The 26,321-nt window shown below is 58.5% G+C and carries 26 protein-coding genes; 14 read left to right on the top strand and 12 right to left on the bottom strand.

Annotation, left to right across the window (positions count from 1 at the left end; all coding sequences use genetic code 11):
* The first annotated feature begins 4 nt into the window (after nucleotides 1-4).
* On the top strand, nucleotides 5-370 hold the full coding sequence (locus LG327_RS17910) for a DUF4870 family protein (RefSeq protein ID WP_404364035.1): 366 nt from the start codon (nucleotides 5-7) through the stop codon (nucleotides 368-370).
* Between the two features lie 3 nt (nucleotides 371-373).
* Here the strand turns inward: LG327_RS17910 and LG327_RS17905 are convergent, their stop codons facing one another.
* Entirely contained in the window at nucleotides 374-1,681 is a 1,308-nt protein-coding gene (locus tag LG327_RS17905) for an MFS transporter (protein ID WP_404364033.1), read from the bottom strand.
* A gap of 196 nt (nucleotides 1,682-1,877) precedes the next feature.
* Here LG327_RS17905 and LG327_RS17900 point away from each other — a divergent pair, with 196 nt between their 5' ends.
* The 3 genes from LG327_RS17900 (at nucleotide 1,878) to LG327_RS17890 (ending at nucleotide 4,804) form a co-directional block, all read left to right on the top strand.
* Entirely contained in the window at nucleotides 1,878-2,048 is a 171-nt protein-coding gene (locus LG327_RS17900; protein ID WP_404364031.1) for a hypothetical protein, read from the top strand.
* Between the two features lie 198 nt (nucleotides 2,049-2,246).
* Nucleotides 2,247-3,899, top strand: coding sequence for a methyl-accepting chemotaxis protein (locus LG327_RS17895; protein ID WP_404364029.1), 1,653 nt, complete (start codon nucleotides 2,247-2,249; stop codon nucleotides 3,897-3,899).
* A 74-nt stretch (nucleotides 3,900-3,973) separates the two neighbouring features.
* Nucleotides 3,974-4,804 carry a 23S rRNA (adenine(2030)-N(6))-methyltransferase RlmJ gene (locus tag LG327_RS17890; RefSeq protein WP_404364027.1) on the top strand — a complete coding sequence of 277 codons (831 nt, stop codon included), beginning with the start codon at nucleotides 3,974-3,976 and terminating at the stop codon, nucleotides 4,802-4,804.
* A 117-nt stretch (nucleotides 4,805-4,921) separates the two neighbouring features.
* Here LG327_RS17890 and LG327_RS17885 read toward each other — a convergent pair whose 3' ends face one another.
* Nucleotides 4,922-5,290, bottom strand: coding sequence for a DUF4168 domain-containing protein (locus LG327_RS17885; protein ID WP_404364025.1), 369 nt, complete (start codon nucleotides 5,288-5,290; stop codon nucleotides 4,922-4,924).
* 223 nt (nucleotides 5,291-5,513) lie between these two features.
* Between LG327_RS17885 and LG327_RS17880 the strand changes: the two genes are divergently transcribed.
* Both LG327_RS17880 and LG327_RS17875 read left to right on the top strand, forming a co-directional pair.
* Nucleotides 5,514-7,022, top strand: coding sequence for an ATP-binding protein (locus LG327_RS17880; protein ID WP_404364023.1), 1,509 nt, complete (start codon nucleotides 5,514-5,516; stop codon nucleotides 7,020-7,022).
* Complete coding sequence (locus LG327_RS17875) at nucleotides 7,019-8,407, top strand: sigma-54-dependent transcriptional regulator (protein WP_404364021.1); 1,389 nt, start codon at nucleotides 7,019-7,021, stop codon at nucleotides 8,405-8,407. The genes LG327_RS17880 and LG327_RS17875 overlap by 4 nt, the downstream gene beginning before the upstream one ends.
* Before the next feature lie 33 nt (nucleotides 8,408-8,440).
* Here LG327_RS17875 and LG327_RS17870 read toward each other — a convergent pair whose 3' ends face one another.
* Nucleotides 8,441-9,313: a diacylglycerol/lipid kinase family protein gene (locus LG327_RS17870; RefSeq protein ID WP_404364019.1), complete on the bottom strand. Its 873-nt coding sequence runs from the start codon at nucleotides 9,311-9,313 to the stop codon at nucleotides 8,441-8,443.
* Between the two features lie 228 nt (nucleotides 9,314-9,541).
* On the opposite strand from LG327_RS17870, the gene LG327_RS17865 reads away from it, so the two are divergent.
* From LG327_RS17865 to LG327_RS17855, 3 genes are read left to right on the top strand one after another with little or no spacing between them, the layout of a single operon-like run.
* Nucleotides 9,542-9,670, top strand: a complete 129-nt coding sequence (locus LG327_RS17865) for a hypothetical protein (RefSeq protein ID WP_404364018.1) — start codon at nucleotides 9,542-9,544, stop codon at nucleotides 9,668-9,670.
* Nucleotides 9,667-10,575: a DMT family transporter gene (locus tag LG327_RS17860; protein ID WP_404364016.1), complete on the top strand. Its 909-nt coding sequence runs from the start codon at nucleotides 9,667-9,669 to the stop codon at nucleotides 10,573-10,575. The genes LG327_RS17865 and LG327_RS17860 overlap by 4 nt, the downstream gene beginning before the upstream one ends.
* Nucleotides 10,572-10,853, top strand: coding sequence for a GIY-YIG nuclease family protein (locus LG327_RS17855; protein WP_404364014.1), 282 nt, complete (start codon nucleotides 10,572-10,574; stop codon nucleotides 10,851-10,853). The genes LG327_RS17860 and LG327_RS17855 overlap by 4 nt, the downstream gene beginning before the upstream one ends.
* Nucleotides 10,854-10,904: 51 nt before the next feature.
* Here the strand turns inward: LG327_RS17855 and LG327_RS17850 are convergent, their stop codons facing one another.
* Complete coding sequence (locus LG327_RS17850; RefSeq protein WP_404364012.1) at nucleotides 10,905-11,801, bottom strand: alpha/beta hydrolase; 897 nt, start codon at nucleotides 11,799-11,801, stop codon at nucleotides 10,905-10,907.
* A 213-nt stretch (nucleotides 11,802-12,014) separates the two neighbouring features.
* Here LG327_RS17850 and LG327_RS17845 point away from each other — a divergent pair, with 213 nt between their 5' ends.
* Nucleotides 12,015-13,028, top strand: a complete 1,014-nt coding sequence (locus LG327_RS17845) for an alpha/beta hydrolase (protein ID WP_404364010.1) — start codon at nucleotides 12,015-12,017, stop codon at nucleotides 13,026-13,028.
* A gap of 96 nt (nucleotides 13,029-13,124) precedes the next feature.
* The gene (locus LG327_RS17840) at nucleotides 13,125-13,727 is read left to right on the top strand and encodes an OmpA family protein (protein ID WP_404369541.1); all 603 of its coding nucleotides are present in this window, start codon (nucleotides 13,125-13,127) and stop codon (nucleotides 13,725-13,727) included.
* 105 nt (nucleotides 13,728-13,832) lie between these two features.
* Here the strand turns inward: LG327_RS17840 and LG327_RS17835 are convergent, their stop codons facing one another.
* The 4 genes from LG327_RS17835 to serA all read right to left on the bottom strand — a co-directional run bounded on the left by LG327_RS17835 (nucleotide 13,833) and on the right by serA (nucleotide 19,228).
* Entirely contained in the window at nucleotides 13,833-14,117 is a 285-nt protein-coding gene (locus LG327_RS17835; RefSeq protein WP_404364009.1) for a hypothetical protein, read from the bottom strand.
* A gap of 337 nt (nucleotides 14,118-14,454) precedes the next feature.
* Nucleotides 14,455-16,077, bottom strand: a complete 1,623-nt coding sequence (locus tag LG327_RS17830) for a hypothetical protein (RefSeq protein ID WP_404364008.1) — start codon at nucleotides 16,075-16,077, stop codon at nucleotides 14,455-14,457.
* Between the two features lie 35 nt (nucleotides 16,078-16,112).
* Nucleotides 16,113-17,756 (bottom strand): tetratricopeptide repeat protein, encoded by a 1,644-nt coding sequence (locus tag LG327_RS17825; protein ID WP_404364006.1) that lies wholly within the window; start codon nucleotides 17,754-17,756, stop codon nucleotides 16,113-16,115.
* Nucleotides 17,757-17,998: 242 nt separating this feature from the next.
* The gene (serA, locus tag LG327_RS17820; protein WP_404364004.1) at nucleotides 17,999-19,228 is read right to left on the bottom strand and encodes a phosphoglycerate dehydrogenase; all 1,230 of its coding nucleotides are present in this window, start codon (nucleotides 19,226-19,228) and stop codon (nucleotides 17,999-18,001) included.
* Nucleotides 19,229-19,439: 211 nt separating this feature from the next.
* On the opposite strand from serA, the gene LG327_RS17815 reads away from it, so the two are divergent.
* The 3 genes from LG327_RS17815 to LG327_RS17805 all read left to right on the top strand — a co-directional run bounded on the left by LG327_RS17815 (nucleotide 19,440) and on the right by LG327_RS17805 (nucleotide 22,241).
* Nucleotides 19,440-20,831, top strand: a complete 1,392-nt coding sequence (locus LG327_RS17815) for an FAD-binding oxidoreductase (RefSeq protein WP_404364002.1) — start codon at nucleotides 19,440-19,442, stop codon at nucleotides 20,829-20,831.
* Nucleotides 20,832-20,973: 142 nt separating this feature from the next.
* Nucleotides 20,974-21,480, top strand: coding sequence for a DUF2244 domain-containing protein (locus LG327_RS17810; protein ID WP_404364001.1), 507 nt, complete (start codon nucleotides 20,974-20,976; stop codon nucleotides 21,478-21,480).
* Nucleotides 21,481-21,551: 71 nt separating this feature from the next.
* Nucleotides 21,552-22,241 carry an SIR2 family NAD-dependent protein deacylase gene (locus LG327_RS17805; RefSeq protein ID WP_404364000.1) on the top strand — a complete coding sequence of 230 codons (690 nt, stop codon included), beginning with the start codon at nucleotides 21,552-21,554 and terminating at the stop codon, nucleotides 22,239-22,241.
* Nucleotides 22,242-22,342: 101 nt separating this feature from the next.
* Here the strand turns inward: LG327_RS17805 and LG327_RS17800 are convergent, their stop codons facing one another.
* From LG327_RS17800 to LG327_RS17785, 4 genes are read right to left on the bottom strand one after another with little or no spacing between them, the layout of a single operon-like run.
* Nucleotides 22,343-23,671, bottom strand: coding sequence for an ABC1 kinase family protein (locus tag LG327_RS17800; RefSeq protein WP_404363999.1), 1,329 nt, complete (start codon nucleotides 23,669-23,671; stop codon nucleotides 22,343-22,345).
* Nucleotides 23,672-23,730: 59 nt separating this feature from the next.
* Nucleotides 23,731-24,393, bottom strand: a complete 663-nt coding sequence (locus LG327_RS17795; RefSeq protein WP_404363997.1) for a fumarylacetoacetate hydrolase family protein — start codon at nucleotides 24,391-24,393, stop codon at nucleotides 23,731-23,733.
* A 33-nt stretch (nucleotides 24,394-24,426) separates the two neighbouring features.
* Nucleotides 24,427-24,969: an adenine phosphoribosyltransferase gene (locus tag LG327_RS17790; protein ID WP_404363996.1), complete on the bottom strand. Its 543-nt coding sequence runs from the start codon at nucleotides 24,967-24,969 to the stop codon at nucleotides 24,427-24,429.
* A 28-nt stretch (nucleotides 24,970-24,997) separates the two neighbouring features.
* Nucleotides 24,998-26,296: an NCS2 family permease gene (locus LG327_RS17785; protein ID WP_404363995.1), complete on the bottom strand. Its 1,299-nt coding sequence runs from the start codon at nucleotides 26,294-26,296 to the stop codon at nucleotides 24,998-25,000.
* Between the last annotated feature and the right edge of the window lie 25 nt (nucleotides 26,297-26,321).

Below are 26,321 nucleotides of genomic sequence, written 5' to 3'. Positions count from 1 at the left end.
ATGTGTGACCGATTATGACGCTCGCCCCGGGCCGGGAAGCAACCCCGTTGCCCGCCGATCAGACCCCAACCGTAATCTGGCCATTGCCGTATATATTCTCCAGGCGCTGGCCTTCTTTCTGGGCGGAATTACCGCGCTTGCCGGGGTGATAATCAACTACGTGAAGATGGAGGATGTTCGGGGCACCTGGATTGAGCCCCATTTCCGCTGGCAGATACGGACCTTCTGGATAGGGCTCCTGTGGTCTGTGATCGGCGTTGTCACCATTCCCATCGTGGTGGGTTTCATCATCCTTCTGGCCATTGCCATCTGGGTGATTTATCGCGTGGTCAAGGGCGCTCTCGCCCTCAATGACGGCAAGGCACCCTGAACCTTATTCCACTTCCTTCATCCTCAGGGCGCTGATGGTGCCTGCCAGTCCCATCAGGCCCAGAAAGATTATGACTGCGCCATTGGAAATAAGCGCCGCCAGAGCGCTGAGCCCGCCGGCAATCAGCAACAGCACCCCGATCACGGTATTGCTGACAGCAGTATAGTCGGTGCGCTTGTTGCCCCCTGTCATGTCCACCAGATAGGTCTTCCGGCCCAGCCGGACCCCCGCATGGGCAATGCTCAGGACGAAAAATGCTCCTGGGTAGAACCACACCCAGGTGATTTCCAGCCCGGGAACGACATTCATCGCCCCGATCACCAGGCAGACTGTGGTTGCGATGGCCGCGCCCAGAATCAGCACCTGCCGACTCGACCGGTCCGCCATCCAGCCCCACACACTGGCGCTCACGGAGCTGGCAAGGGAGCTGCCAAGGAGAAAAGCACCCAGCAGCCACCCGGATTCTTCCTGCCGCTGCGCCAGCAGCACAAAGTAGGGCGCGGCCAGAGCGGAACACAGCAGCAGCGCCCGGGTTATGACGAAGTGTCGAAACGGCGGATCATCCCGCAAAAGGGAGAGACTGCTGAAAGCTTTTTTCATGGCGTTACCGCCACCCCCTGTTTCTCCAGCCTCTTCCTTCACGCCTGAAAACAGGCCGCCTGCAATCAGCCAGAGGGCGGTGGCAAAGGCCAGAAGCAGGATATAGAACAGGAATGAGGGGTCGCCACGATCATGGAACAGCACGATGGTCAGACCAACCGTGGCCATGCCGCTGATGGTGGTGGCCAGCCCGGACAGGCGGCCCCGTCGGGTTTTCGGCACGCACTTGCCCTGGACATCCTTGATGGCTACAGAGCAGAACCCGCGGGCCAGGGAAAAGACAATAAGTGCCGCGATGATTCCATAACCGGCCGCATAACCCTCAAGAAACCAGACGCTGGCGCCCATGGCTGCCACACAGGCGGCCTGGCCAAAACTGCCCAGTACCCAGAACCATTTCCGGACAGGCTTGCGCCGCATCCAGGCGCCGATCACCATCTGTGGAATCAGGGAGCCAGACTCCCGGATCGGCACCAGCCAGGCCACCAGTGCCGGCGCGCCCACAGCACCCAGCAGCCAGGCAAGGACGGTTTTGGGGCTGATCAGCAGATCGCCAAGCTTGGTCAGTATCAGGCTGCCGAGGATCAGGAAAAAGTTCCCCGGTACTTCCCGGCAGGCATCGTCGGAGATATCCCTGCAGACCCGGGCGTCTTCCTCATTCGCGATCAGACTGTAGAGCTGATCCGCTGTGCTGGACTTGTGTTCAGGCAAGGCGGTTTTCCTCCTGGTTCGGGAGTTTCGAGAATACCAGTCTGGTATGAATTGCGGAATTTGTACGTTCGGATTTTGCCTGAGATCCCTGATATCGAGGGTGGGCGGAAAATTCAGGAAAAATGAGAACGATTCCCATTGACGTTACTGAAAAGTGTTCCATAATTTCCGTGGACGCCAACGAAGGAATCTATCCATGAACAAGACTGCTACCCGCATTGCCGGTTCTTCTGAAAGAATCTTCGCTGCCTGGCGGCTGATCCGTGAGGATGTTGTTCACCCTCAGCCGGGTCAGGGCCGTCGCAGAGCTTCTGCGGTCGGGCAGCGCACTGAAGGGAAGGTGGCATCGGGAAACGCTGCTGGCTGAATTCCCTCGTATTACGTTCAATAACAAAAAGCTACACTCCTGCAGGCATTTTTACTGAAGGCCTTCCTGCAATATGTCAGTAACAAACCAAAGTCGCAGTTATCTCAGGCGCAGCATGGCATAGGATGCCGAGTACAAGAACGGCAACAGAAGATTGCCGCCCGGCTTTGGCCAAACCTGGTTGTTGTGGAGGGGCAGATGAAGTTACTGGATGCCGGAGTCGTATACTGGGGGCTCGGGGCTGGAGCGTTTGTTATTGTGCTTGGGATGCTTGTGGCACCGTTCGCAGGGCTTGACCCGGTCTCGCTACTGGCAGGGCTCCTGACAGGAATGGCTTTTGCCGTCGGCTACGTCATGATTCGCGGCCTGAAACCGCTGGAACGTGCCCTGTTATCACTGGAAACGGATGATACCGCCGAAAGCAGCGCCGTTTGCCGTCTTATACCCGGACTCATTGAAAACGCGAGAACGGGACGTACGCTGGTGGAAGCCCTCTCATCCACTGCCGACGCCAACGCCGTATCTGCCGCAGAAGTGTCCTATGCGGCCGACCAGCTCAAGGTGAAGCTGGATCAGCAGGTGACGGAGGCGGGGCAGGTCACCGACCATGTCAGTCAGATTATGTCCACGGTGCGCCAGTCTGCTGAACAGGCGACGGGCACAACCTCCACCGCCCGTCATGCAAGCAGGCTTAGTCTGGAAGGCAGGAACGCCCTGACGGATGCCATCGAAAACATCCGCGTGGTACATCGCCAGTCCAGTGAAACCCTGGGTCTTATTGAGGAGCTTAACGGCAAATCCGAAACAATTCAGAGCGTTACAGCGGTGATTGAGGGAATCGCCGCCCAGACCAACCTGTTGGCGCTGAATGCTGCGATCGAGGCTGCCCGGGCGGGGGAGCAGGGGCGGGGCTTTGCCGTCGTGGCGGATGAAGTTCGCCAGCTGGCGGGGCGAACCGCTCAGGCCACCGGTGAGGTGGCAGACACGCTTCAGGCGATCCGTACCGACACAGGGTTTATCGTAACCCGTATAAAACAGCTGGCCGAAAGTGTGGAAAACGGCCTGCAATCGGTGGAGAGCGTAGGCGACCGGCTGGGGGAAATTCAGGCGCAGTCGGACCAGGTCGAAAGCCAGGTGCTGATGATTGCCGAGGGCGATCAGCAGAATGAGCAAAGCCTGGAACAGATGGGCCAGAATATCGAGGTTATGCACCAGGCGCTTTCCGAGAGTGATGGCAACGTGCAGTCACTGGCCAGCCAGGCGGCACGTCTGATGGAGCGCACTGAGCAGATCAATGCGGTCTTTGCTCTGAACAGCGAGGCCAGTTATCACCAGTTCTTTTATCATCAGGCCCGCAGGGGGGTGGAGCAGATCCGGAAAACCTTCGAGGAAGCTCTTGAAAAAGGCCAGTTGACGGAAGCAGTGCTTTTCAGCAACTCCCGGGAGCCGGTTGCTGGCACCAGCCCCCAGAAATACCACAGTGGCTACGACCAGTTTACGGACGAAAAGCTCCCTGTCATTCAGGAGTCGGTGAAGAAGTCGAGCAGTGCCATGGTATATGCCATTCTTACTGCGCCGGATGGCTACGTGCCCACCCACAACAAGGACTTCGCCCATAGTCCCACCGGTGACCCAGCCGTTGATCTGGTAAAAAGTCGCAGCAAACGGTTGTTCAATGACCGCACCGGCATCCGTTGTGGCAGCCACACCCAGGACATGCTGCTGCAAACCTATCGCCGGGATACCGGCGAGATCATGCATGACCTTTCAGTGCCGGTGTACGTCAAGGGGCGTCACTGGGGAGGTTTCCGGCTGGGCTACCGCCCGGACCCTAAAGCAGCCGCAAGCTGATTCCATTACTCATCAGGATTTGCCTGAGGCCCTGAGGTGTTGCCTAATATGCTTCCATTTTCCGGGAGCGGCCCATGCTCAGTTATCTTCATGCTTTTCACGCCGGCAACTTTGCAGATGTGCAGAAGCACGCCGTCCAGGTTCTGACGCTCATCATGCTGCAGGCCAAACCCTCGCCGATAGCCTGTTTTGATACCCACGCTGGCAGTGCAGTTTACGATCTGGACAGCGAGCGGGCGCGGAAAACCGGCGAGGCCGAAACAGGCATCCAGAGGCTATGGCAACAGCGCCGGGAGCTGGCTGCCGGAGACTGGAAGAGGCTGCTGGAGACACTCGGTGCCATATCCGGTGAGGACAATCGGATCGCCCGATATCCGGGTTCCCCTGAGTGGTTCCGTCGGTACCTGCGAGACCAGGACACGCTGACGGTTTTCGAACTGCATCCTGCGGAAAAGCAGAGCCTTGCTGCCTGGGCGCCACGCTCGGTCAGGGTATGCCAGGAGGACGGCCTCAAGGGGCTGCTGCGCCAGTTGCCACCCAGACAACCACGGCTGCTCGTGCTGATGGACCCTTCCTATGAGGTCAAGTCCGATTATCAGGTGGTGGCTGATACGCTGATAAAGGCCTGGCAGAAGTGCCGGCATGGCGTCTATCTCATCTGGTATCCATTGTTGCCGGAACAGCAACACCAGAAGCTGCTTGATACTCTCTGTAAAAGCCAGGTACGCAAGATTCTGAAGAGTGAGTTGACGCTGTCCAACCCTCCACCCCGCGGGATGACAGGTAGCGGGATGCTGATCGTGAATCCGCCCTGGGGTCTGGATGCCAGACTTGAGTCCATGCTGGGAGAGGCCGCCCAGTGTCTGGATGCGCAGCACCGGACTGACTGGCTGGTGCCGGAGTAGCGGATACCTCCGCCAGGCAGCGGAGCAGACACAAAAAACCCCGTACGATTGAACTGACTCCCATGGGTTGGACAGTTCACGATGACGGGGTTTTTTCTGTCAGTGCTGAGCCTGACTTTACATCATGGAGTCAACACGGTCCCGGACCTGAGGATTGCTGTTGTACGCGGTTGCGATGGCGTTATAGGTGGGAATGTCCAGGCCGGCTTCATCAATGGCTTCAGCCATTTCGCCGTTGGCTTCAATCTGGAGCTCCTGGGCTTTTTCCTGCGAATCCACGTTCTCAATTTTGGTCATGTACTCGTCGCGGATGCCATTGATGTCCTTCTGAGCTTCAATGAACTGCTTCAGCTCGGCATCGTTGTAACTGGCCTGCTGGGCACCGGCCGCCGGGTCGTTGTAGCCCTGACTGTTTTCCTGGGCGATAACAGGGCCTGCAGCCAGCAGGGCAAGGCTCAGGGATGCGGACGCGAGTAGCTTCTTCATTTCAGTTCCTCTCTTTCAGCTGAATATTGGTTTCGACATTTTCTCTGTCTGCACTGACAAGAGTACAAGGTTCATGCCAGTTTGGGCCTAAGCAGAGATAATGTTATAAAATCCTTGTAAAACAGAAGCCTGCGACTTTTTCTAGATGACGGACTCTTAATCCCTATTGTGGCAAAATGCCACATGTGACATTAATGTGTGACATTTTTTCCTGGAAGCTTCCATGATCCGAAAGCTCTCATTCGCGCGACCCGTGCTGGCATCCCTGCGTCTGAACCTGGTGATGAGTATTGTGCTGCCCCTCATGCTTTTGAGCGGCATCGCCATCTATACGGGCCTGTCAGCAGTGGAGAAAATGCTGGAAGAACGCCTGCGGGAAGACCTGGAACTGGTAGCCCGGGCCGCAAGCGGTCCGCTTTCCCAGGCAATGTCGGACGGGGATGAAATAGTGCTCGGAGAGACCCTCAAGTCGGTTTTCCGCATCGGGCGGGTGTACGGCGCTTCCGTCTATGACCAGGAGGGCCGACAGATTGCCAGCCTGGGCGTGACGGATCCCGATCTTAACCGAAGCCGGCGGGCGGCCGAGGTGATCGACAGTCGGGAGCTCGGTGGTGGATTCCGGGAGGTCGAGGGTACCGATGTGTTTTCCCAGTTTACCCCGCTGATCGCACGGGATGGCCGCATACAGGGGTTGCTGCAGATCACCAGAAAGCGCAGTGACTTCCAGGAGCAACTGGCCAGTGTCCGTATCTGGGCCACAGGCATATGGTCAGTGCTCTCCCTGATTGTCACCCTGGTGGTTGTGCTGGGCCATTACGGTGCCATCGGCCGCCACGTGAGAAGACTGCTTGGTTCCATGGAAAACCTGGCGCCCGGCCACTGGGTGCTTAACCGGCAAGCCTCCGGACCCCGGGAAATCCGGGATATTCATGAAGGTCTGACAAACCTTGCCCGGCGTATGGCCGAAGCCGAAAGCGAAATTCTTGATCGCATGGAGCGGGAGCGGGCCCTGGCTAAACGGCTGGAATATCAGGAGAAGATTGCCATGATAGGCCGGGTGGCAGGGGGAGTTGCTCACGAGCTGGGTGCGCCCCTCAGCGTTATCGAAGGCCGGGCCAGTATCCTTTCCCGCTCCGCGACATCTGCCGACCAGCGGCGCCAGCTTGCGGACATCAGCGGTCAGGTTCAGCGCATGACCCGTATCATCGAGCAGCTGCTGGACTGCTTTCGTCATGTGCCGGATTCAAGGCGTCCGATCGACCTCGGGCTGACCCTGCGGGAGACGGTGATGCAGATCCTCGGGGATCCCAGGTGCCAGGCCAGTGAGCTGCTGGTTTACGGCCTCGGCCAGACAGCCTGGGTTGATGCGGAGCCCACGCGTCTGAATCTCGCTTGTATCAACGTGATTCGCAATGCCTGTCAGGCTGCGCAGAGTCGTACCAGGGTGACCCTTGCTTTCCATCCTGCGGCCTGGGAGGTGCGGGTGGAAGATGACGGGCCGGGTATAGGAGCAGAGCAGCGGGGCCAGATTTTTGAGCCATTCTACAGTACCAGACCGGCCGGCGAAGGCACCGGCCTTGGCCTGGCGATGGTGAGCAGTGTTATCAAGGAACACGAAGGCCGCATAGAAGTGTCGGACAGCGCCCTGGGGGGCTGTCGCATGAGCCTGTTTTTCCCGCATTCCGGGGGCAAGGAAAAAGACAGCGGGCGCGCCCGGGAGAAGTTGACATGAATGTGAAACAGCCACGGATTCTACTGGTTGAAGACGATGCCAGCCTGCGCAATCTTCTGTGTGAAGAGCTGGAGGCCGACGGCTATCTGCTGGAGGCGGCAGGAACCTGTGAAGAAGCCTCGGCGCTGGCAAGGGCGGAATTGCCAGATCTGGTGGTTTCCGATCTTCGTCTGCCGGACCAGGACGGCCTTGTGCTTCTGCAGCGCCTGCGTGCCGAGGGGCATGCCGTGCCATTCATCATCATCACCGCATTCGGAACTGTTGGTCAGGCTGTGGAGGCTCTCAAGGCTGGCGCGGACGATTTTCTGACCAAACCGCTGTCCACGGACCATCTCCGTCTCAAGGTCGGACGCCTGCTGGCTCACGCGGCTGTCATGGACGAACTGGCGCGCTACAGGTCCCAGCAGGAAAAAGCGGCATGGAATGATCTGGTGGGGGAGAGCCCACCGATGGTGAATCTCCGCAGGCAGATTAGCCAGATTGCGCGCAGCCAGGCCGCGGTACTGGTAACCGGCGAAAGCGGTACCGGCAAGGAGCTGGTGGCCAGGGCCATCCATCGGGAAAGTGACCGCAGCGAAGGTCCGTTTGTTCCCATCAACTGTGCGGGCATACCCCCCGAACTCATGGAGAGCGAGTTTTTCGGCCATGAGGCGGGGGCATTCACCGGGGCAAAACAGGCGCGACGAGGCCTGTTTTCAGAGGCTACCGGTGGCACACTGCTGCTGGATGAAATTGGTGAGATGCCTCTGCCGCTTCAGGCCAAGTTGCTACGGGTTCTGCAGGAGCGCCGGATCAAGCCGGTGGGGGCAGATCAGGAGGAGCCCGTGGATGTCCGGGTAGTTGCCGCTACCCATGTGGATCTGCTCAAGGCGGTGGAGGAAGGTCGATTCCGGGAAGACCTGTATTACCGGCTGGAGACGCTGCTGTTGCAGGTTCCGTCCCTTCGGGAGCGGGGTGATGATATAGAGCTGCTGGCGGTGAACTTCCTGGAGGAGGCTGCGGAACGCCACCGCCGCGGCTTCATGCGGCTGAGCGAAGAGACCAGCCAGATCCTTGCTGACTATCCGTTTCCCGGCAACGTCCGGGAACTGGCCAGTGCCATTGAACGCGCTGTGACCTTCTGTGATGGGGATCTGGTGCGGCCGGAACACCTGCCCGCCCGGATTCGCCAGCGTTCGGGCAGTGGTGCGTCCAGTGCTGGTGAGGAAAGGGGTGACAACCTGGCAACCTGGCCGACGCTGGAGCAGCTTCAGGAGGGTTACGTACAGGAGGTGATTGCTGCGGTGGAGGGCAACAAGCGGCGCGCAGCCCAGATTCTCGGCGTCAACCGGCGCACCCTTTACCGATGGCTGGATGATGGTGCCGGAGGAGGTTCAGTTCCATGAAATGCCAGTCTGGTGCGCTGGTCATTCCGGCCATCAGGCAGACTGAATATGAGGGCTGATCACGGTGAGGCAGCGCTGCCTGCAGCTCACTCTGAGCGGTGTTTTCCCCACCAGTTCACCATCCGCGGTAACTGTTTCCGGCCGGTGGGTGCGGATCTCACACCGGGAACTCCTGATGTGAACCACGGTGGTCTTTTCAGGGGGAGCGCGACGTCTTAATCTGACGGCCAGAAAGGTGACCAGCAACTGGAAAGGATGCCTGGGCCTGACTGCGATAATGTCCAGCATGCCATCGTCCACGGCCGCCGTGGGGATTTCATTTCCACCGCCATAAAATGCTCCATTGGCTATGGCAATGGACAGCCATCGGCCGCTCTCGATTCCCTCATCATATTCAATCGAGGCCCGGAAACCATAACGCGAGAAAATTGAGCGAAGAAGGCTGGCACCATAGCTGAAACGCCCCATCAGCCGTTTGGCCCGGCTGGATGACTCCCGCACGGCCCGGGTACCCAGACCGATGTGGGCAACATTCAGAAAAATCCGTTCGCCCAGGCTGGCCACATCTACCTGCTGGGTCTGGCGTTGGGCCACAATTTCACAGATCGCCGGTGGATCGTTCAGTGGCAATCCGAGGTTCCGCGCAAAGTCATTGGCTGTGCCAGAAGGCAGGACAGCCAGGGTGGCCCCCATGTCAGCGCAAAGAGCCGCCGCCTGATTCACGGAACCGTCACCACCAGCAGCCAGAATCAGGTCATCCGGCCCCACTCTCGACATCCACCCCCGGGCGTCCAGATCACAGACATGGACGCCGGAAATGCCGGCCGCCTCAAGATGAGGTTTCCAGAAATCCGCCCCGCGCTCGCCGCGACCTGCTTTGGGATTTGCCATCAGCCAGGTGGTCATGCAATAGAGGTCCTCAGAATAACTGCTGCTTGGATACATATTAGACCCGGACCCGGCCGGCCGATGCAACGTGGCCGGAAAGGAGTCAGGTCCCCGGCGAATCCATCAGAGATGCACCGCATCAACTGGAGAGATCGGTTGTTGACCGTGAGAGATTTCTCATTGAGCTAGCCTGTGAGAAACTCTGTTGCCCTTTTGCCGGCTCGCAGGCCGTGAGGACAAGCTGAGATGAACTCAAAGCAGTTATGGATTCTGCTGATCGAACAGGATGCCAGCCTTCGTGATTTTCCCTGCGGGAAGCCTGCCGCCAGTGTCTATCTGATCAGGAGCGATACCTGCCCCGGCTTCACTTCATGAAACGCCAGTCCCAGGCTATGCTGCTCGGACTTGGCGCCGTGCTTCTCTGGTCCACCGTTGCCACTGCGTTCAAACTGTCGCTGCAGGTGCTTGCCCCGGTTCAGCTACTTCTGGTCGCCTGTGCTGCCTCCATCATGGTTCTGGGGGGCGTACTGGTGGCCCAGCAACGCTGGCATCTGGTGTTTCGCCTCAGCGGCAGGCAGTACGTTCAGTCATTGCTGATGGGCATGATCAACCCCTGTCTTTATTACTTTCTCCTGTTTGGTGCTTTTGATCGTCTGCCCGCGCAGGAAGCCCAGCCGCTGAACTACACCTGGGCGCTGGTGCTGGCCTATCTGTCGGTACCTTTTCTCGGCCAGAAACTGGGGCTGGCAGACATTCTTGCGGGGCTGATCTGTTATGGCGGAGTGGTGGTGATTGCCACCCGGGGGGATCCCCTTTCTCTGACCTTTTCCGATCCTTTCGGGGTCGCCCTGGCACTTGGCAGTACTCTCGTATGGTCCTCTTACTGGATTATCGCCACCCGGGACACCCGTGATCCAGTGGTGGGCCTGTTTCTCAATTTTGTCTTTGGCCTGCCAGTCATAGCCCTGGCCTGCGGACTCACGGAAGGCTTCGATTTTCTGTCATTCCAGGGTCTGGCGGGGGCGATCTATGTGGGCGTGTTCGAAATGGGCGTGGCCTTCGTGCTCTGGTGCTGGGCCATGAAGAAAGCAGAGAACACCGGTCAGGTGAGCAATCTGATTTTCATCTCCCCCTTTCTCTCACTGATTTTCATCCATTTCATTCTGGGAGAGGTGATCCTGGGCTCAACCTGGGTCGGGCTGCTGCTTATCATCGGGGGCCTCTGGTTTCAGCAGCATGCTGGCCGGCCACCCCGTGTCCAGGGGCCCGCAGGAGGATGAGTCAGTGGTTCCTGTACATGGTGAGGACAGCCAGGGGCGCCCTCTATACGGGGATTACCACCGATGTGGAGAGGCGATTCGCCGAGCACCAGGAGGGCTACCCTCGTGGTGCCCGCAGCCTCCGGGGCAAAGGGCCTCTCACGCTGGTTTTTCAGACCCGGGTGCCGGACCGGGCAACCGCCTCGAAACTGGAGTGGCAGATCAAGCAGTGGCCCAGGGCCAGGAAGGAGGCCCTGGTCGCCGGTAAGATCCAGCTGCCTGCGGACACTAGCTGCTGAGCAGGCTCATCAGCTTGCGGGTGACGATCGAAGGCATCTATTTGTATTTCATCACGACTGCCTCCCCGTAATATGGGATGCCGCGGCCCGGATGGCCTCGGTCGCCCTTTCAAGCTGGCCGGCGTGAACCTGAAATACGTGCCACAGCTCATTGTAGATCTCGAAGACCGTATGTACGTCGTGCTCCCGGGCCCGCTCTGCGAGACGCACGGCATCATTGAGCAGAATTTCCTGGCTCCCCGCCTGGATCAGCAAAGGCGGCAGGCCCTTCAGGTCCCCGTATACGGGAGAAAGGAGCGGCTCATCAAACGGCGTATCGCCTGCGTAATGGCGGGCTGCTTTATCGATCCAGGCTTTTGTCAGCACCGGTTCGCAATCTGGCTCGGCCAGTTGGGAGTTGCTCAGGTCAGTCCAGGGTGAGAAAACAGTCAGGCAGGCGGGCAGGGGCAGCTCCAGGTCCCGCAGCCGCATGGCAAGAGCAAGGGTCAGGCCACCACCGGCGGAGTCACCTGCGACGGCAATGTCACCGGCCCTGTGCCCGTCATCAAGCAGTGCCTGATATGCCGCAAGGGCGTCGTCCAGGGCGGCAGGCCAGGGGTGTTCAGGAGCCAGCCGGTAATCCGGGACTATGACCGTGTTACCCGTAGCCTGGGCGAGGTGGCCTGTGAGGCCACGGTGGGTTTCCGGTGACCCGAGAATGTAGCCGCCGCCGTGAAAGTAAAGCAGGACACCTTTGCCGGTGCGGTTGCAGGTAACCCTCCGTGCCGGCACGCCTCCGCACTTGAAGGCCTCAAACTGGCTACCTCTGGGTGGGCGAGAGGTATGATAGGCCTGACGTATAAGGACCCGTTGCACCGGAAGGCTGATGCGGGGGTTGAGCAGCGGGCGGACGAGTCTCCGCATGGTCTGACGAAGGCCTGCCTCTAGCGCACTCTGGATCATTCTCATTCTCCGGGCTTCCTGAAAGATGAAGCATAGCTGTCCGGGCAGTGAAAAGGCCATGCCTCCTTTCCCTCCGGGAGAGGATTATCCCCTGCCGGGATGCCTGCGCCCAGCTAAAGGTCACTCCCCGGGTCGCTGGTGTGCTATCTTTGCACAACTCACACTCTTGCAACTGGCCGTGAATTTCTGATCCCGACGATGACAGGCGTTTAACTCTCCGTGTACTGGAAAACCGATAATATAGCCGTTCCAGCCTGGGGCCGGGCTTCGATGCTGACCCAGCTGAGGCCATTTGATCCAAGCGCTGAGCAGTCGCTCGATGAAGAGGCGCTTTCCTACTGCCGTTTCTATGGCCTGGATCTGTGGGTCGAGCATCCGGATGTCAGCTACTGCCAGGGAGTTCTTCCGGCTGGCGGCCATCAGGTAGCCGTGCATTATTATCGTCAGGCCGGGGCCATGGGAACCGTATTTATCCTGCACGGCTATTTCGATCATGTTGGCCTTTACAGCCAGCTCATTGACCGGTGCCTTGGTGCGGGTTTCGACGTACTGACTTATGATCAGCCGGGTCACGGCCTGTCCAGCGGGACCCCTGCAGCCATCGGAAGTTTTGGCGAATACCAGGCCGTGCTTGCGGATGTCAAAAACGCAGTGCGGGAAGACCTGCAGGGGCCGTGGTACGCAGTAGGGCAGAGCACCGGCGCCGGTATACTGATTGACTATCTGTTAACGAATCGCCATGACCGGCAGACTTCAGAATTCCGGCGAGTGGTATTGCTGGCGCCACTGGTTCGGCCAATGGGCTGGCTGGGAGCGAGGCTCCTGCACAGCGTGGCCAGCCCGTTTCTCAGGCGCTGGCGCCGCATGTTTTCGGAGAACAGCGGCAATGTCCGTTTTCTGAAATTTCTCAGGGACGTGGACCCATTACAGGCAAGGGCTGTACAGGTAGACTGGGTGACCGCTTTGCGTGACTGGGTGCCCAGGATTGAATCCGCCCGCCCCGTTGATTTCCCGGTGACTGTGATACAGGGAGAAAAGGACCTGACGGTCGACTGGCAGCACAATCTGCGGATTATCAGAAATAAATTTTCTCCATCTGAGGAACTGAGAATACCAAACGGGCGTCATCATCTTGTAAACGAGGCGAAAGATCTTCAGGCGACCGTTTTCAACACGATTATTGGTACATTTGGCGACGATGCAGTCGCCTTTGCGAAGGCCCGTCAGGCATAAGATGGCGGCTTTCACTTCAGTCTGTTCTGTCAGGAGTTTTCTGTGAAAAAAACGCTAGTAGCATTTGCAGTTGCCACGGTTGGCCTGGGGGGTTGCATGACATACGACCCCTATACCGGTGAAGAGAAAACATCCAGCGCCACCAAGGGAAGCATCATTGGTGCGCTCGGCGGCGCCGCTATTGGTGCCGCCACTTCCAGCAAGAGCGACCGGGGCAAGGGAGCGCTGATCGGCGCGGCATCCGGAGCAGCTGTTGGCGGCGGTATCGGCTATTACATGGACCGACAGGAAGCCCAGCTGCGGCAGAGGCTGGAAGGCACCGGTGTTCGCGTAATCCGCGAAGGCGATAATATTGAACTGGTCATGCCGGGCAACATTACCTTCGACACCAACCAGGCTTCCATCAAGCCTTCGTTTACCGGCGTTCTTGAGTCGGTAGGTCTGGTGCTGAACGAGTTCGACAAGACCATCATCCAGGTGGAAGGTCACACTGACAGCACCGGCGCACAGAGCTATAACCAGCTGCTCAGTGAAAAACGTGCTGCTTCAGTAAGGGATTTCCTGCTGAACCAGGGCATCGAACCCAAGCGCACGCGGGCCGTAGGTTATGGTCAGCGTTATCCGATTGCCTCGAACGATACGCCTGCAGGCAGGGAACAGAACCGCCGTGTTGAACTGACGCTGGTTCCAATGCAGTAAAGCCCGGGTGGCGGGGATGTCGAATTCCCGCATCTGGGCAGAATACAAAAAAGTGCCCCTCACATAGTGAAGGGCGCTTTTTTTAATGCGGTATAGCGTTGCAGATCAGGACTTGCTGCCCGGAATCCAGTCCTCGATATGTTTCTTCATGTCTTTCAGGGTATCTTCCCCAGCCTGCTGAACTTCCTTTGCCTTTTTCCTGGCTTCGTCGACTTTTTCCTGCAGGTCCTGAACCTGTTCCGACATTTCCCGCTCGATATCCGCCTGGGCTTCAGTATTCTTTGCCTCGGCCTTCTTGGCTTCAGCATCCGCCCGGATCTTCTCAATCTGTTTGTCCCAGTAGTCCGCCTGGGTTTCCAGCTTTTTCGTCAGAGTGTCTTTCAATGACATGGATATCTCCTTTTACGCTCAGGTTTTTAGAATCAGGGGGTCGATTCTCCTTTTGATCAGTTAATACATTAGGGTCGGTGCGGCGAATCTCAAGAGAAGAGGGTATCTGGCCCCATGGAATCAGGGAAAAGCCACTCGGGCTTCGCCAGCCTCTTTTATTGCTATTACCGGATTCTGGCCGGGCAGTGCCTTTCAGGCAGTATGCGAGGCTCCTCCGCTGCAGTTTCGGGTAAAGCAAAGGCAGGGCAGCGGGAGCGTGCGGCTTAGTGCTGAGCCGGCGCTTTTGCCACATCATCGCATTCTTTCCAGAGAAACAGGACGGCTCCCAAGCTGAGAGCTAGCTTTCAAGAAAAGCCCTGGCCTCTTTTACTTGCGGCCGCTTCGAGTCTCCGGCGTTGTCTAACAGCACCTGGTAGTATTGCCGCGCAGCCTTTTTGTTGCCGGCTGCTTTAGCCGCGCGCGCGGCGCCCTTCAAAGTATTGAAGCGCCCTGGCCAGATCTCGTCCGAGGCCTGATAGGCTTTGAGAGCTTGCTCGGGCCGATCCAGTTTCATCAGTAAGTCGCCGAGCGCTTCGTTGGGCGGGCACAGGGCGCCGGGTGTGACGGGACTTTTTTGGATGGTGGATTCAAGCTCCGCTGCCGAATGGATTTGTGCCACAGCCTGATCGGCCTTGCCTTGGGCGTAAGCTATCCAACCGGAGAGAATGCGCCGGTCAATTTCAATGTTGGTGGCAAAACCGCTCTCGCCACTGGCGTCGGCTTCATCGCGCAGGGTTTTCAGGCGTTGCTCGGCTTGTTGGGCCAGAGCCAGGCCATCGGTGTGCGCGCCGCCGAGGCCTTTGGCGTACCAGACCAGTCCTTCGGCCCATTTGGCATTGTCCCAGGGCAGGTATTCCGGGGTTCGGGGTTCGAGAGCGGCGGCCCGCTCCCAGTCGCGTTGCTCCACTGCCAGGCGAGCAGGCATGGCGGCGGTGTGAAAGGCGCTGACAAAACTGCTCTGGTGCTTGCCCTGCTCCATGGCGGTATTCACAGCGGCCTCGGCCTTATCATCCCGGCCCTGTTGCAGGTAGGCGTAGACCAGATAGTCCATGGCATGAAGGTAGTGCAAGGACAGACCGTTGACCGGTTCGCGGGGAACGGCCGCTGCCGAGCGCTTGTTCCATTTGATCACCGCGGGCCAATCGCCCAGCCGCACATAAATGTGCGATGGCATGTGCAAAGCGTGAGGAACCTCGGGCGCGATCTTCCCGTAGGTTTCAACTATGTCGAGGGCATTCTCGGCCCGACCGTCGACGTCGGTGGCGTGAATGGAATAGTGTATCGCACCCGGGTGAGTCGGCTCCTTTTCCCAGATGGTTCGCAAAATCGTCTCGGCTTCGTCATGAAGCGGATCTCGGCCATCGGCTTGCATCGCCAAGGCCAGCCGAGAAAGCGCATAGAGGGCGGCAACATCGTGATCGTCGGGGTTGGCGGCATAAGCCCGGCTCATCCCTTCGGCCCAGCCACGAATACGTTCCCAATAGCCGGCGGTTCCCGGGCCGCGGAAGAAAGCCGCCGTGGCGTCGATCAGCTGGCGTGCCCGGCCCTCGGCCGGCGCCTTGTCATGGGCTTTTTGAATTATCTCCCAGCCCTTCTGCAAAGTCTCTGAATCCGGTCGTTCGGGCCAAAGTGGCTGGAACAAAGTGGTTGCAATGCCCCAATAGGCCATGGCGCAACCGGGGTCTGCCTCGGTGATGTCCTTGAATTTAACCCGCGCCTGTTTGTACATCATATGATGCATAAGCCCCAGAGCATGATCAAAGTCGTCGCGGACTTCGGGCGCGCAGGAGGCTTGAAAGTCCACCCGGCCAATTTCCGCTCGATTGTTTTCCGAACTGGAGTCTTTCGATTCAGCGAAAGCAGACGGACTCGCGCTCAGAAGCAGCCCACTCAATATGACGGCAAAAACTTTCCTGTCCATGGCTCTTCTCCTTGATGATTAAAACCCTGAGCCTGTCAGAGCCGCGAGTCGGTAAGAATCAGATCGGTGTGTTGCCAGGCTTCAGAAAAGCGACCTTGTACTTTCTCGGCTTCCTGACTATTCCCCTGCCGACGAAGCGACTTCATGAGGCCGAACAGCGACCAGCCATTTTCGGGAAATTGCTGCAGATCTTGGCGGTATGCCTGCTCCGCCTGAGCCGGCTGGTTGGCTTGCAGCAATACCGCCCCCAAGGCTTGACGGGTGGGATAATGCCAGGTGGGAGGCTCGTCGTAATTCAGGGCGTCTTCACGCACTACCGCCCGCTCAAGCAAGTCGATGGCGACTGGGAAATTGCCCTCGGCAGCGGCGATTTCTCCAGCAAGCGAGTGAGAGGCAATTTCCAGAATATGCCGGCTCTTGTTGATGTCCCAGACGGTCACCCACTTGAGGCTGGGATCGACCCTCAGCTTATCCAGCCAGGCCAGTTCGGTCAGGGCGGCTTTGCGATTGCCCATGCGGGTGTAGGCCATGCCGCGGGCGTAGTGGTACACCGCCCGGGGGTAAACCAGGTCTTCGGCGGGCTCCTCCAGGTTCAGAATTTGTTCCCATTTGCCAAACCGGACGTAGGCGTAGACAGGCGTTATCCAGTAATGCTGGAGCGTGGTCAGCGGACGCTGGCGCATGGTTTCGGGGTCGACCATATCGGCCATTTCCCGGGCCAGGCGAATCGCCAGGTCGCTGCGCCCTTCAAAGGTGGCGGTGGACCAGCCGAAGTGATAGTTGTGGGGCACGTAGCCCAGCCGATAAACGCTCTGGGGATCAACCTGTTCGAGGTATTCCCGGTCGGCTTCGATGGCCCGGAGATTTGCTTGGGTGGCGTCATGATAACGGCCAACGCGGATGTATATGTGAGCCGGCATATGTACCAGATGGCCGGCACCGGGTACCAGATCTTCAAGCCGGTCGGCCGCCTTCAGTCCCTGGGTAGGATGTTCCGCCTCAACCGCATGAATAAGCAGATGATTCGCATGCGGATGCTCGGGATTGCGGCGCAGGACACTTTTCAAGGTGTTGATAACAGTCTCGCTCCGCGGCTTTGGTTTACCGCTGTCCTGCCAATAGTCCCAGGGCATTAAATCCATCAGCGATTCGGCATAGATAACCTGGGCATCGAGATCCTCGGGGTAGTCCGCGGCGACTTGCCCCATGGCGTTGGCAAAGGCGTCGTCGCGTGGAGTGCGATCCTCCATGGCCTCCGGGCCGTAACGCTTTGCCAGAGCACTGATATAGGCCTGCTCCCTGGCACTGACTTTGGCCGCCACCGCCTGGGCTTTTTGCAGCAGCTCCCAGGCTTTTGGAGCATCTTCCGGGTCCATGGCCACGTTGATATTAGGCCCTAACACCCAGGCCGCGCCCCACCAGGCCATGGCCGCATCGGGATCCAGCTCCGCGGCTTGCAGGAAAGATCGGTGAGCTTCGGGGTGGTTGAAACCAAAGGCCAGAATCAAGCCCTGGTCAAAATAGCGTTGCGCCAACTCGGAGTCGGTAGTGATTGGGTGGTGGTGATCGCCCAGCTTTTCAAACAGCGGCGCGCGACTGGTATCGCTTTGGGCAGCCGTATTCAGTGCGGTGGCCAGAACCAACACTGCCAGAATTGTTGTCGCTTTGATCTGTTTCATGAGTCCCTCCTTGGGGGGCGTCTGAACGCAACCCACATGAAACTTCAACAGATTCGGTGTAAGACCCAGTGTGCGATACCTGAAACGGGGGAGCAAGGTTTGAGGAAACTACTGAGGATATTGGGGGCGTCCAATCCAGAAAACCTGGCAGCTGGAGAAACAGAAACCCCGCCGGAGCGGGGTTTCTGGTCACTTTCTTTCTCGCTGGCTTGGCGGGGCGTATGCCTGCCAGAGAGCGGTCCTCAGAACAGGACCCGACACCGAATCGTGCCCTTGACCGACTTCAGCTTTTCCAGCGCCAGTTCGCCATAGACCTTGTCCACGTCAACCACCACATAGCCGATATCTTCCTTGGTCTGGAGATACTGGCCACAGATGTTGATTTCATTTTCAGAGAAAACGCGGTTGATCTCGGACATGACGCCGGGCACGTTCTCGTGGATGTGCAGCAGTCGGTGCTGGTTGGGATGGGAAGGCAGAGCAACTTCGGGGAAGTTGACGGAGGACACGGAGGTGCCGTTGTCGCTGTACATGGCCAGCTTTTCAGCCACTTCCCGGCCGATGTTCTCCTGGGCTTCGATGGTGGACCCGCCCACGTGTGGGGTCAGGATCACGTTGTCGAATTCCCGCAGGGGCGACACGAATTCTTCATTGTTGGATTTGGGCTCCACCGGGAATACGTCGATAGCGGCGCCCAGCAGCTTGCCACTCTTAAGGGTGTGTGCGAGGGCGTCTATGTCCACCACTGTGCCGCGAGAAGCGTTCATCAGAATGCTGCCCGGTTTCATCTGGGCGAACTGGTCGGCGCCAAACATGTATCTGGTGGCCGGAGTTTCTGGCACATGCAGGCTCACCACATCCGCCAGATTCAGCAGTTCCTGCAATGTGCCCACCTGGGTGGCGTTGCCGATGGAGAGTTTGGAGACCACATCGTAAAAGTACACCTGCATACCCAGAGACTCGGCCAGCACGCTGAACTGGGTGCCAATGTTACCGTAGCCGATGATGCCCAGCTTTTTGCCGCGGATCTCATAGCTGTCTTTGGCGGACTTGAGCCAGCCGCCGCGATGGGCCATGGCGTTCTTTTCCGGCACGCCACGCAGGAGCAGGATGGCCTGGGCCAGAACCAGTTCGGCCACGCTTCGGGTGTTGGAGAAAGGTGCGTTGAAAACCGCGATGCCGCGACGGGTAGCGGCCTGCAGATCCACCTGGTTGGTACCAATGCAGAAACAGCCGACGGCCACCAGTTTACTTGCCGCTTCGAACACGTTCTCGGTGAGCTGGGTTCTTGAGCGAATACCTACGAAGTGGGCGTCGGCGATCTTCTCAATCAGATCCTCTTCAGCCAGCGAGTGAGTCAGGTACTCGATGTTGGTATAACCGGCGGCATTGAGAGTATCAACAGCGGATTGGTGTACCCCTTCCAGCAGAAGGATACGGATCTTGCTCTTTTCGAGAGACGTGTTTGACATGGGCTTGCTTCCAGACCTTTCGTCGCGTCGTATGACAGTGTAGTGAGCCGTGAGACGTCCTGTCGCAGGGTGCGGAGGCACCCGGAAGCGGCAGGCTCACAGAACAGGGGCGGTATGATACCATAATCGCGACTTTTGACAGTGTGTCCGACGACCTGAAGCCCATGAACGTCGGGCCAGCCGGATTTCACCCATTTGAGAACGAGATTCCATGACCGCCGAAGAGATCATTGCCACGCTCAAGACCCTCGTGGACGATGGAAAAGTACTGACGGACCCCGCCGACCTGGAAACCTACGGCAAGGACTGGACGAAAATCTACCAGCCCAGTCCCGTCGCAATTGTGTTCCCCAAGACCACGGAACAGGTGCAGGCACTGGTGCTTTTTGCCAATGCCCATAACGTTGCGCTGGTGCCTTCGGGTGGGCGGACGGGCCTGAGTGCGGGCGCTGTGGCGGCCAATGGCGAGGTGGTGGTGGCCTTTGATTACATGAACCAGATTCTGGATTTCAGTGCCAGCGACAGGGCTGTCACCTGTCAGGCGGGGGTCGTGACCGAGCAGTTGCAGAATTTCGCCGAGGAAAACGATCTGTATTATCCGGTAGATTTTGCTTCCGCCGGCTCCAGCCAGCTGGGAGGCAACCTGTCCACCAATGCCGGGGGCATCAAGGTGATCCGCTATGGGATGAGCCGGGACTGGGTTGCGGGTCTGAAAGTGGTGACCGGCAAAGGGGATATCCTGGAACTGAACAAGGATCTGGCCAAGAACAACACCGGCTATGACCTGCGTCATCTGTTCATTGGCGCGGAAGGCACCCTGGGGTTCATCACCGAGGCCACCATGAAGCTGGCCCGCAAGCCGGACAATTTGACGGTGCTGGTGCTGGGACTGAATGATCTGAGCAATACCATGGATGTGCTGCAGACGTTCCAGAAGCAGATCGATCTGACGGCTTATGAGTTTTTCTCCCATCAGGCCATGAAGCATGTGCTGGCTCACGGTCAGGTGCAGGCACCTTTCGAAACCGAGGCACCTTACTATGCGCTGCTGGAGTTTGAGGCGGTCTCCGACCAGGTGATGGAGGAGGCCCTCGGCCTGTTTGAGCAGTGCGTGGAGAACGGCTGGGTTCTGGATGGTGTGATCAGCCAGAGCGAGACTCAGGCGCGGAACCTTTGGCAGCTCAGGGAGCGCATTTCCGAGTCCATCGCGCCCCACACCCCCTACAAGAATGACATTTCGGTGGTTGTTTCAAAGGTACCGCCGTTCCTCCGTGAGATTGATACTCTGGTGGCGGAGCATTATCCGGATTTCGAGATTATCTGGTTTGGTCACATAGGTGATGGCAATCTGCATCTGAATATCCTGAAGCCGGAGGCCATGGCGAAGGAGGATTTCTTTGCCAGGTGCAAGCAGGTGAACAAGTGGGTATTTGAGATAGTGGAGCGTTATCGGGGCAGTGTCTCTGCCGAGCACGGAGTGGGGATGACCAAGAAGGAGTATCTGCACTATACCCGTAGCGCCCATGAGATTGATTACATGCGGGGGATCAAGATGGTTTTCGATCCCAATCGTGTTATTAATCCGGGCAAGATTTTTGACTGACTGAAAGCGGGCTCGACATAGAACGGGCCTGAGTGCTCGGTTGAGGGCCTGTACGGCTCCCGGCCTTTGAGCTTTTTCCGCGCATTCTTTTTCGCGAGCTGAACGTATACCCTCAGATGTAAGGGCAGAGTGAGGGTGAAAGGTGATAAAGCAACTGCGACAGGAAGAAGGTCAGGCCTTTGTGCTGACCCCCAATCGCTCCCTCAGCTGGCAGGGCAATCTGAAGATACTGGCGGGGCTGGCCCTGGTTTCGTTGGTTATTGTTATCGGTATGGTCTGGGTCGGCGCCTGGGTGGTGTTGCCCTTTGCCGGGCTGGAGCTTTCCGCGGTGGCGGTTGCGTTCTATTACACGGCCCGGAAATGTCAGCAGCAGGAGGTGCTGGTGATCTCGCCGGAGACGGTAAGGCTTGAAAAAGGCATTTACCGGAAACAGGCTGAATGGGCACTGCCGAAACGCTACACCCGCGTCCATCTTGAAACACCCCACCACGGGTTCGACCAGCCGAAACTCTACCTTGTGCACAGGGATACCCGGGTTCCTCTGGGCTCTTTCCTGAATATCGACGATACGGCGGCGCTGGTAAGCATTCTCGAACGCCAGGATATGAGGGTGGAGCGGTACCGCCCGAGTAATCAGTTCTGGTTCTGAAAACCCTTCCCCGCCAGCTTCACCGATAGCTGGGGCTTGAACAGGTGCGCCTCCCGCGCAATCATGACCCCATGAAAGATCATATTGTTGTGCTCTCAGGATCCGGTATCAGTGCAGAAAGCGGCCTCTCGACGTTTCGGGATTCCGGCGGTCTCTGGGAAAAATACAGTGTCTATGACGTAGCCACGCCGGAGGCTTTCCAGCGTGACCCTGGACTGGTGCTGCGTTTTTACAATGAGCGTCGGCGTCAACTGAAGGAGGTGGAGCCCAACTCAGCGCACCTTACCCTGGCCGAGCTGGAAAAAGACTATCTCGTAACCATCGTTACCCAGAATGTAGATGACCTGCATGAGAGAGCCGGGTCGGGCAATGTGGTGCATCTGCACGGTGAGCTGACCAGGGCCCGAAGCTCAAAGCGGGACGACCTGATCTATGATATCGGTTACGAGCCTATCAGCCCCGGGGACACCTGCGAGCTGGGTAGTCAGTTGCGGCCTCACATTGTCTGGTTTGGCGAAGAGGTGCCGATGATGGAGGCTGCCGCCGCGATCGTGGGAAGCGCCGATCATCTGCTGGTAGTGGGGACTTCCCTGCAGGTTTATCCCGCGGCGGGGCTTGTGGACTTTGTGGATGTTGATGTTCCGGTCACCGTGATCGATCCGGGTGGGCCGGCAAGCGTATCCCGGGCGAGGGTGATCCGGAAGAGAGCTACGGACGGTATCCCGGAGTGGGTCAGGGAACTGACCTCCCGTGCCAGATAATTTCCCGTACTTTAAAAGGAGCACTCACTGGGAGCCTTCAGCGCCTATGTTGCGGATGAGGTTCGCACCGCTATGAAAGTAAAAGCGGCGGAGCGGGATCGCTAGGATTTGCCGCTGCTGTTGTCCGGTTGCTGCAGATACTGTTCCAGCTCCTCCCGAAACGCCGCCTGCACCCCCAGTCGCTTCATCATCCAGTAATGCCCTGCAATCATTCTGTCGATGAAGATGCTTTCCACCGGCGGCTTGAAGTACTCCAGGTACTTGAAGACGGTGGTGGTTTTGGCAGCGACGTCCTTGTGGATTTCGGATTCGGCGAAGTCGTAGGGTTCGTGGCCATGGAAGGGCTGGATCAGGATGTCCCGCCACATGGCGTAGTAGGCCTCATCAACCGCGGGCTGTGATCCGACCCTGGCGCCAAGGGCGATGAGGTTCCGGTCCAGAGCCGGGTAGTCCTCTTCCAGCGCCGATACCAGGGCTTTCCTGTAGGCTTCGACTATCTCGGGCTTGAGCTTTTTCACGCAGCCAAAATCGTATAGAACGATGGTTCCGTCGGGGCGGAAAGCGAAGTTGCCGGCGTGGGGGTCGCCGTGGATGCACTGAAACCGGAACAGTTGGTCCGCCATCATGGTGAAGATGCGGTGGCCAATCAGGTTGATGGTGTCCTGGCTGTAGTGCTCGGGGGTGACTTCGGCGATGTGGTCGCCTTCCACCAGCTCCATGGTCAGCACCCGCCGGGCGGAATGGCTGAGGATCACGTCCGGTATGCGGATCCAGCCATCGTTCCGGTGGAAGTCCCGGAAGGCTGCCAGGTTCACGGCTTCGTTCTCGTAGTCCAGCTCTTCCTTGAGGCGAATCCGGATTTCCCCAAACAGCTGGTCCACGCTCTCTTTGGGCATTTTGAGGAGGCCGCCCAGCTTCAGGGCGAGGCGCAACTGCTTGAGGTCGGAATCACAGGATTCGTCGACACCCGGGTACTGCACCTTGACGATCACTTCCTGGCCGTCATGCAGCCGGGCCCGGTGAACCTGGCCGATGGAGGCAGCGGCGTAGGGCTTTTCGTCCAGTGACTCGAACAGTTCGCCCACTGGCAGGCCCAGCTCCGATTCAATCTGTTTGAGGATGACCTCAAAGGGCATCGGCGGCGCTTCTTTCTGAAGCTTCTGCAGGGCGCTGGAGAATTCTTTGGGCAGGAAGTCCTGGGTCTGGGAGGCAATCTGGCCCACCTTCATGACGGCGCCCTTGAGATCCCCAAGGGTATCGACAATCTGGTCCGCCATGCGACTGTATCTTTCACTCCGGGCTTGCTCATCATCCTCCCGGCCGACAAAACGCCGCGCACGCTGGCCGGCATACTGCCCGGCAACCGAGGCGGTCATGCCTGCCAGTTTGAAAAAACGCCCGCTACGGGTGGTGACCGGTTTTTTTGCCATGAACTCTATGCATTCCCGCGCCAGAAAAGTGTGTGGGCATTCGGTAAAAAGCCCGCAGCTCAGACCACCCGGGTTTCGATAAAGAGGGCATCCTCAAGCTGCAGGGAGAGTATCTGGTCCGGATGCAGCGGGCCAACTCCTTTCGGGGTGCCTGTGAGCACCACGTCCCCCGGCAGCAGGGTGAACTGATGACTGATATACGATATCAGGGGCAGAATGGGATTCAAAAGCACCGAAGTATCTCCGGTCTGGCGGCGCTCGCCGTCGATGTCCAGGGAAAATTTCAGGTTCCGCTGGGGCAGGGATTCAGCAGGCACGAAGGGAGAAAGCGGGCAGGCGCCATCGAATCCTTTCGCCAGTTCCCAGGGCTGGCCTTTTTTCTTGAGCTCGCTCTGAAGTTCCCGAAGCGTCAGATCCAGTGCCAGGCCGTAGCCGAGGATGGCCTGCCGGCTATCATCCTGGGAGGCTGCGGTGAGGGGCCGGCCGATCAGGACGGCCAGTTCCGTTTCAAAGTGAACCTCGCCCCTGTCCCGGGGAATCCTCACGGGACGGGTCATGTGAACGGCTGCCGTAGAGGGCTTTATGAACAGCAGCGGACTCTCCGGAATGGGGTTGTTCAGCTCCGCTGCGTGGTCAGCATAGTTGCGGCCAATGCAGACGATCTTGCCGCAGGGGTGGTGGACCTGTGCGCCGTCTTTCCAGTGATGCCGGTAATCCGTCATATGCTGCGATCCTCCCTGCTGGTGGTTTCGGCTTCAGTCGCCGTCAAACGAGCATACAGTATAGACTTCCAGACCCTCCGCCCGGAGCTTTTCGGAGCCACCCAGGTCGGGGAGGTCAATCATCGCCGCCACTTCAACTATGTCGGCCCCGATCCGCCGGATCAGGCGGGAAGCAGCAAGCATGGTGCCCCCCGTGGCAATCAGGTCGTCCACCAGCACAATCCGGTCGCCGGGCTTGAAGGCATCCTTGTGGAGTTCCACCGAGGCTGTGCCGTACTCCAGCTCGTAATCTTCCACGAGGGTATCAAAAGGCAGCTTGCCTTTCTTGCGCACGAGGACCAGCCCGGCATTGAGCTCATAGGCGAGGGCCGAGCCGATGATGAAGCCACGGGCATCGACCGCTGCCACCGCGTCTATCTCTGCGTCGTGATAGCGATGGACGAAGGCATCGATGAGCTTGCGGAATGCTGTCCTGTTCTGGAGCACGGTGGTGATGTCACGGAACTGGACACCGGGTCTGGGCCAGTCCGGAACCGTGCGAATGGCGTTCTTGATGCTGGTGGCAAAATAGTCCATAACGAGTCCGCTCTGTTTTCGTCCGGGCTCAGGCCGCGTCGAGGAAAATGAATTTCAGGATAAAAATAACGGCAATGATCACGATGCTCAGATTCAGTTCTGACCAGCGGCCGCTCAGGGCCTTGAGCAGGGCGTAGGTGACAAAACCCAGGGCGATGCCGTGTGCAATGGAAAAGGTCAGCGGCATCATCAGTGCCGTTACTACCGTCGGCGCTGCTTCGGTGATGTCATCCCAGTCAATCAGCTTGAGGCCGCTGGTCATAAGAACCGCCACATACAGCAGTGCCGGTGCAGTGGCGTAGGCCGGAATGATGCTGGCAATGGGCGCCAATAGCAGGCAGGCCAGGAACAGGCCGGCTACGACGACAGCCGTGAGGCCTGTGCGGCCGCCAGCAGAGATTCCCGCAGTGGATTCAATGTAGCTGGTGGTGGTGGAGGTACCCAGCGCGGCGCCGGACATGGTCGCGACCGAGTCCGACATCAGCGCCCGGCCCAGTCGCGGCAGCTTGCCATCCTTGTCCAGCAGGCCGCCCCGCTGGGCAGCACCGATCAGGGTGCCGGAGGTATCGAACAGATCCACGAACAGGAAGGCGAAGATTACGCTGATCATGCCGATGTTGAAGGCGCCGGCAATGTCGAGCTGCATAAACGTGGGCGCCAGGCTTGGCGGGGCTGAGAAAAAGCCTTTGTATTCGATCAGGCCAAGGGCCAGCGCAGCAACAGTGACAGCAATGATGCCGATCATCACGGCGCCGGTAACCCGACGGAAAGAGAGGGCGCAGATCACCAGGAAGCCGCCGAAGAATAGCAGGCTTTCCTGCGCCTTTACGTCCCCAAGGGCGACAAGAGTGGCCGGGTTGTCCACCACGATGCCGGCATTTTTCAGGGCGATCAGCGCGAGAAAGAAACCTATGCCGGCAGAAATGCCGAATCGCAGGGAGAGCGGAATGCTGTTGATGATCCACTCCCGCACCTTGAAAATGCTGAGCAGGAAAAACAGCACGCCGGAAATAAATACTGCGCCCAGGGCGACCTCCCAGCTGTAACCCATGCTGCCGACCACGGTGAACGAGAAGAAGGCGTTGAGCCCCATGCCGGGGGCCATGGCAATGGGGTAGTTGGCCCAGAGTCCCATGATCAGGGTACCAATAACGGCAGCGAGACAGGTGGCGACGAACACGGCGCCGAAATCCATGCCGGTGGCCGACAGGATGCTCGGGTTGACCACGATAATGTAGGCCATGGTCAGGAAGGTAGTGACGCCCGCCACCAGTTCTTTGCGAACCGTCGTGCCATGGGCCTGGAGTTGGAAGAGTCTTTCGAGCATGACGGAAGTGAGCCTCTGGAAAAAA

Source organism: Marinobacter sp. (genome assembly GCF_044799475.1).
In the GTDB taxonomy this organism is placed as follows: domain Bacteria; phylum Pseudomonadota; class Gammaproteobacteria; order Pseudomonadales; family Oleiphilaceae; genus Marinobacter.
The sequence above is the reverse complement of the archived record's forward strand: the minus strand, read 5'-3'. Positions and strand labels throughout refer to the sequence as shown.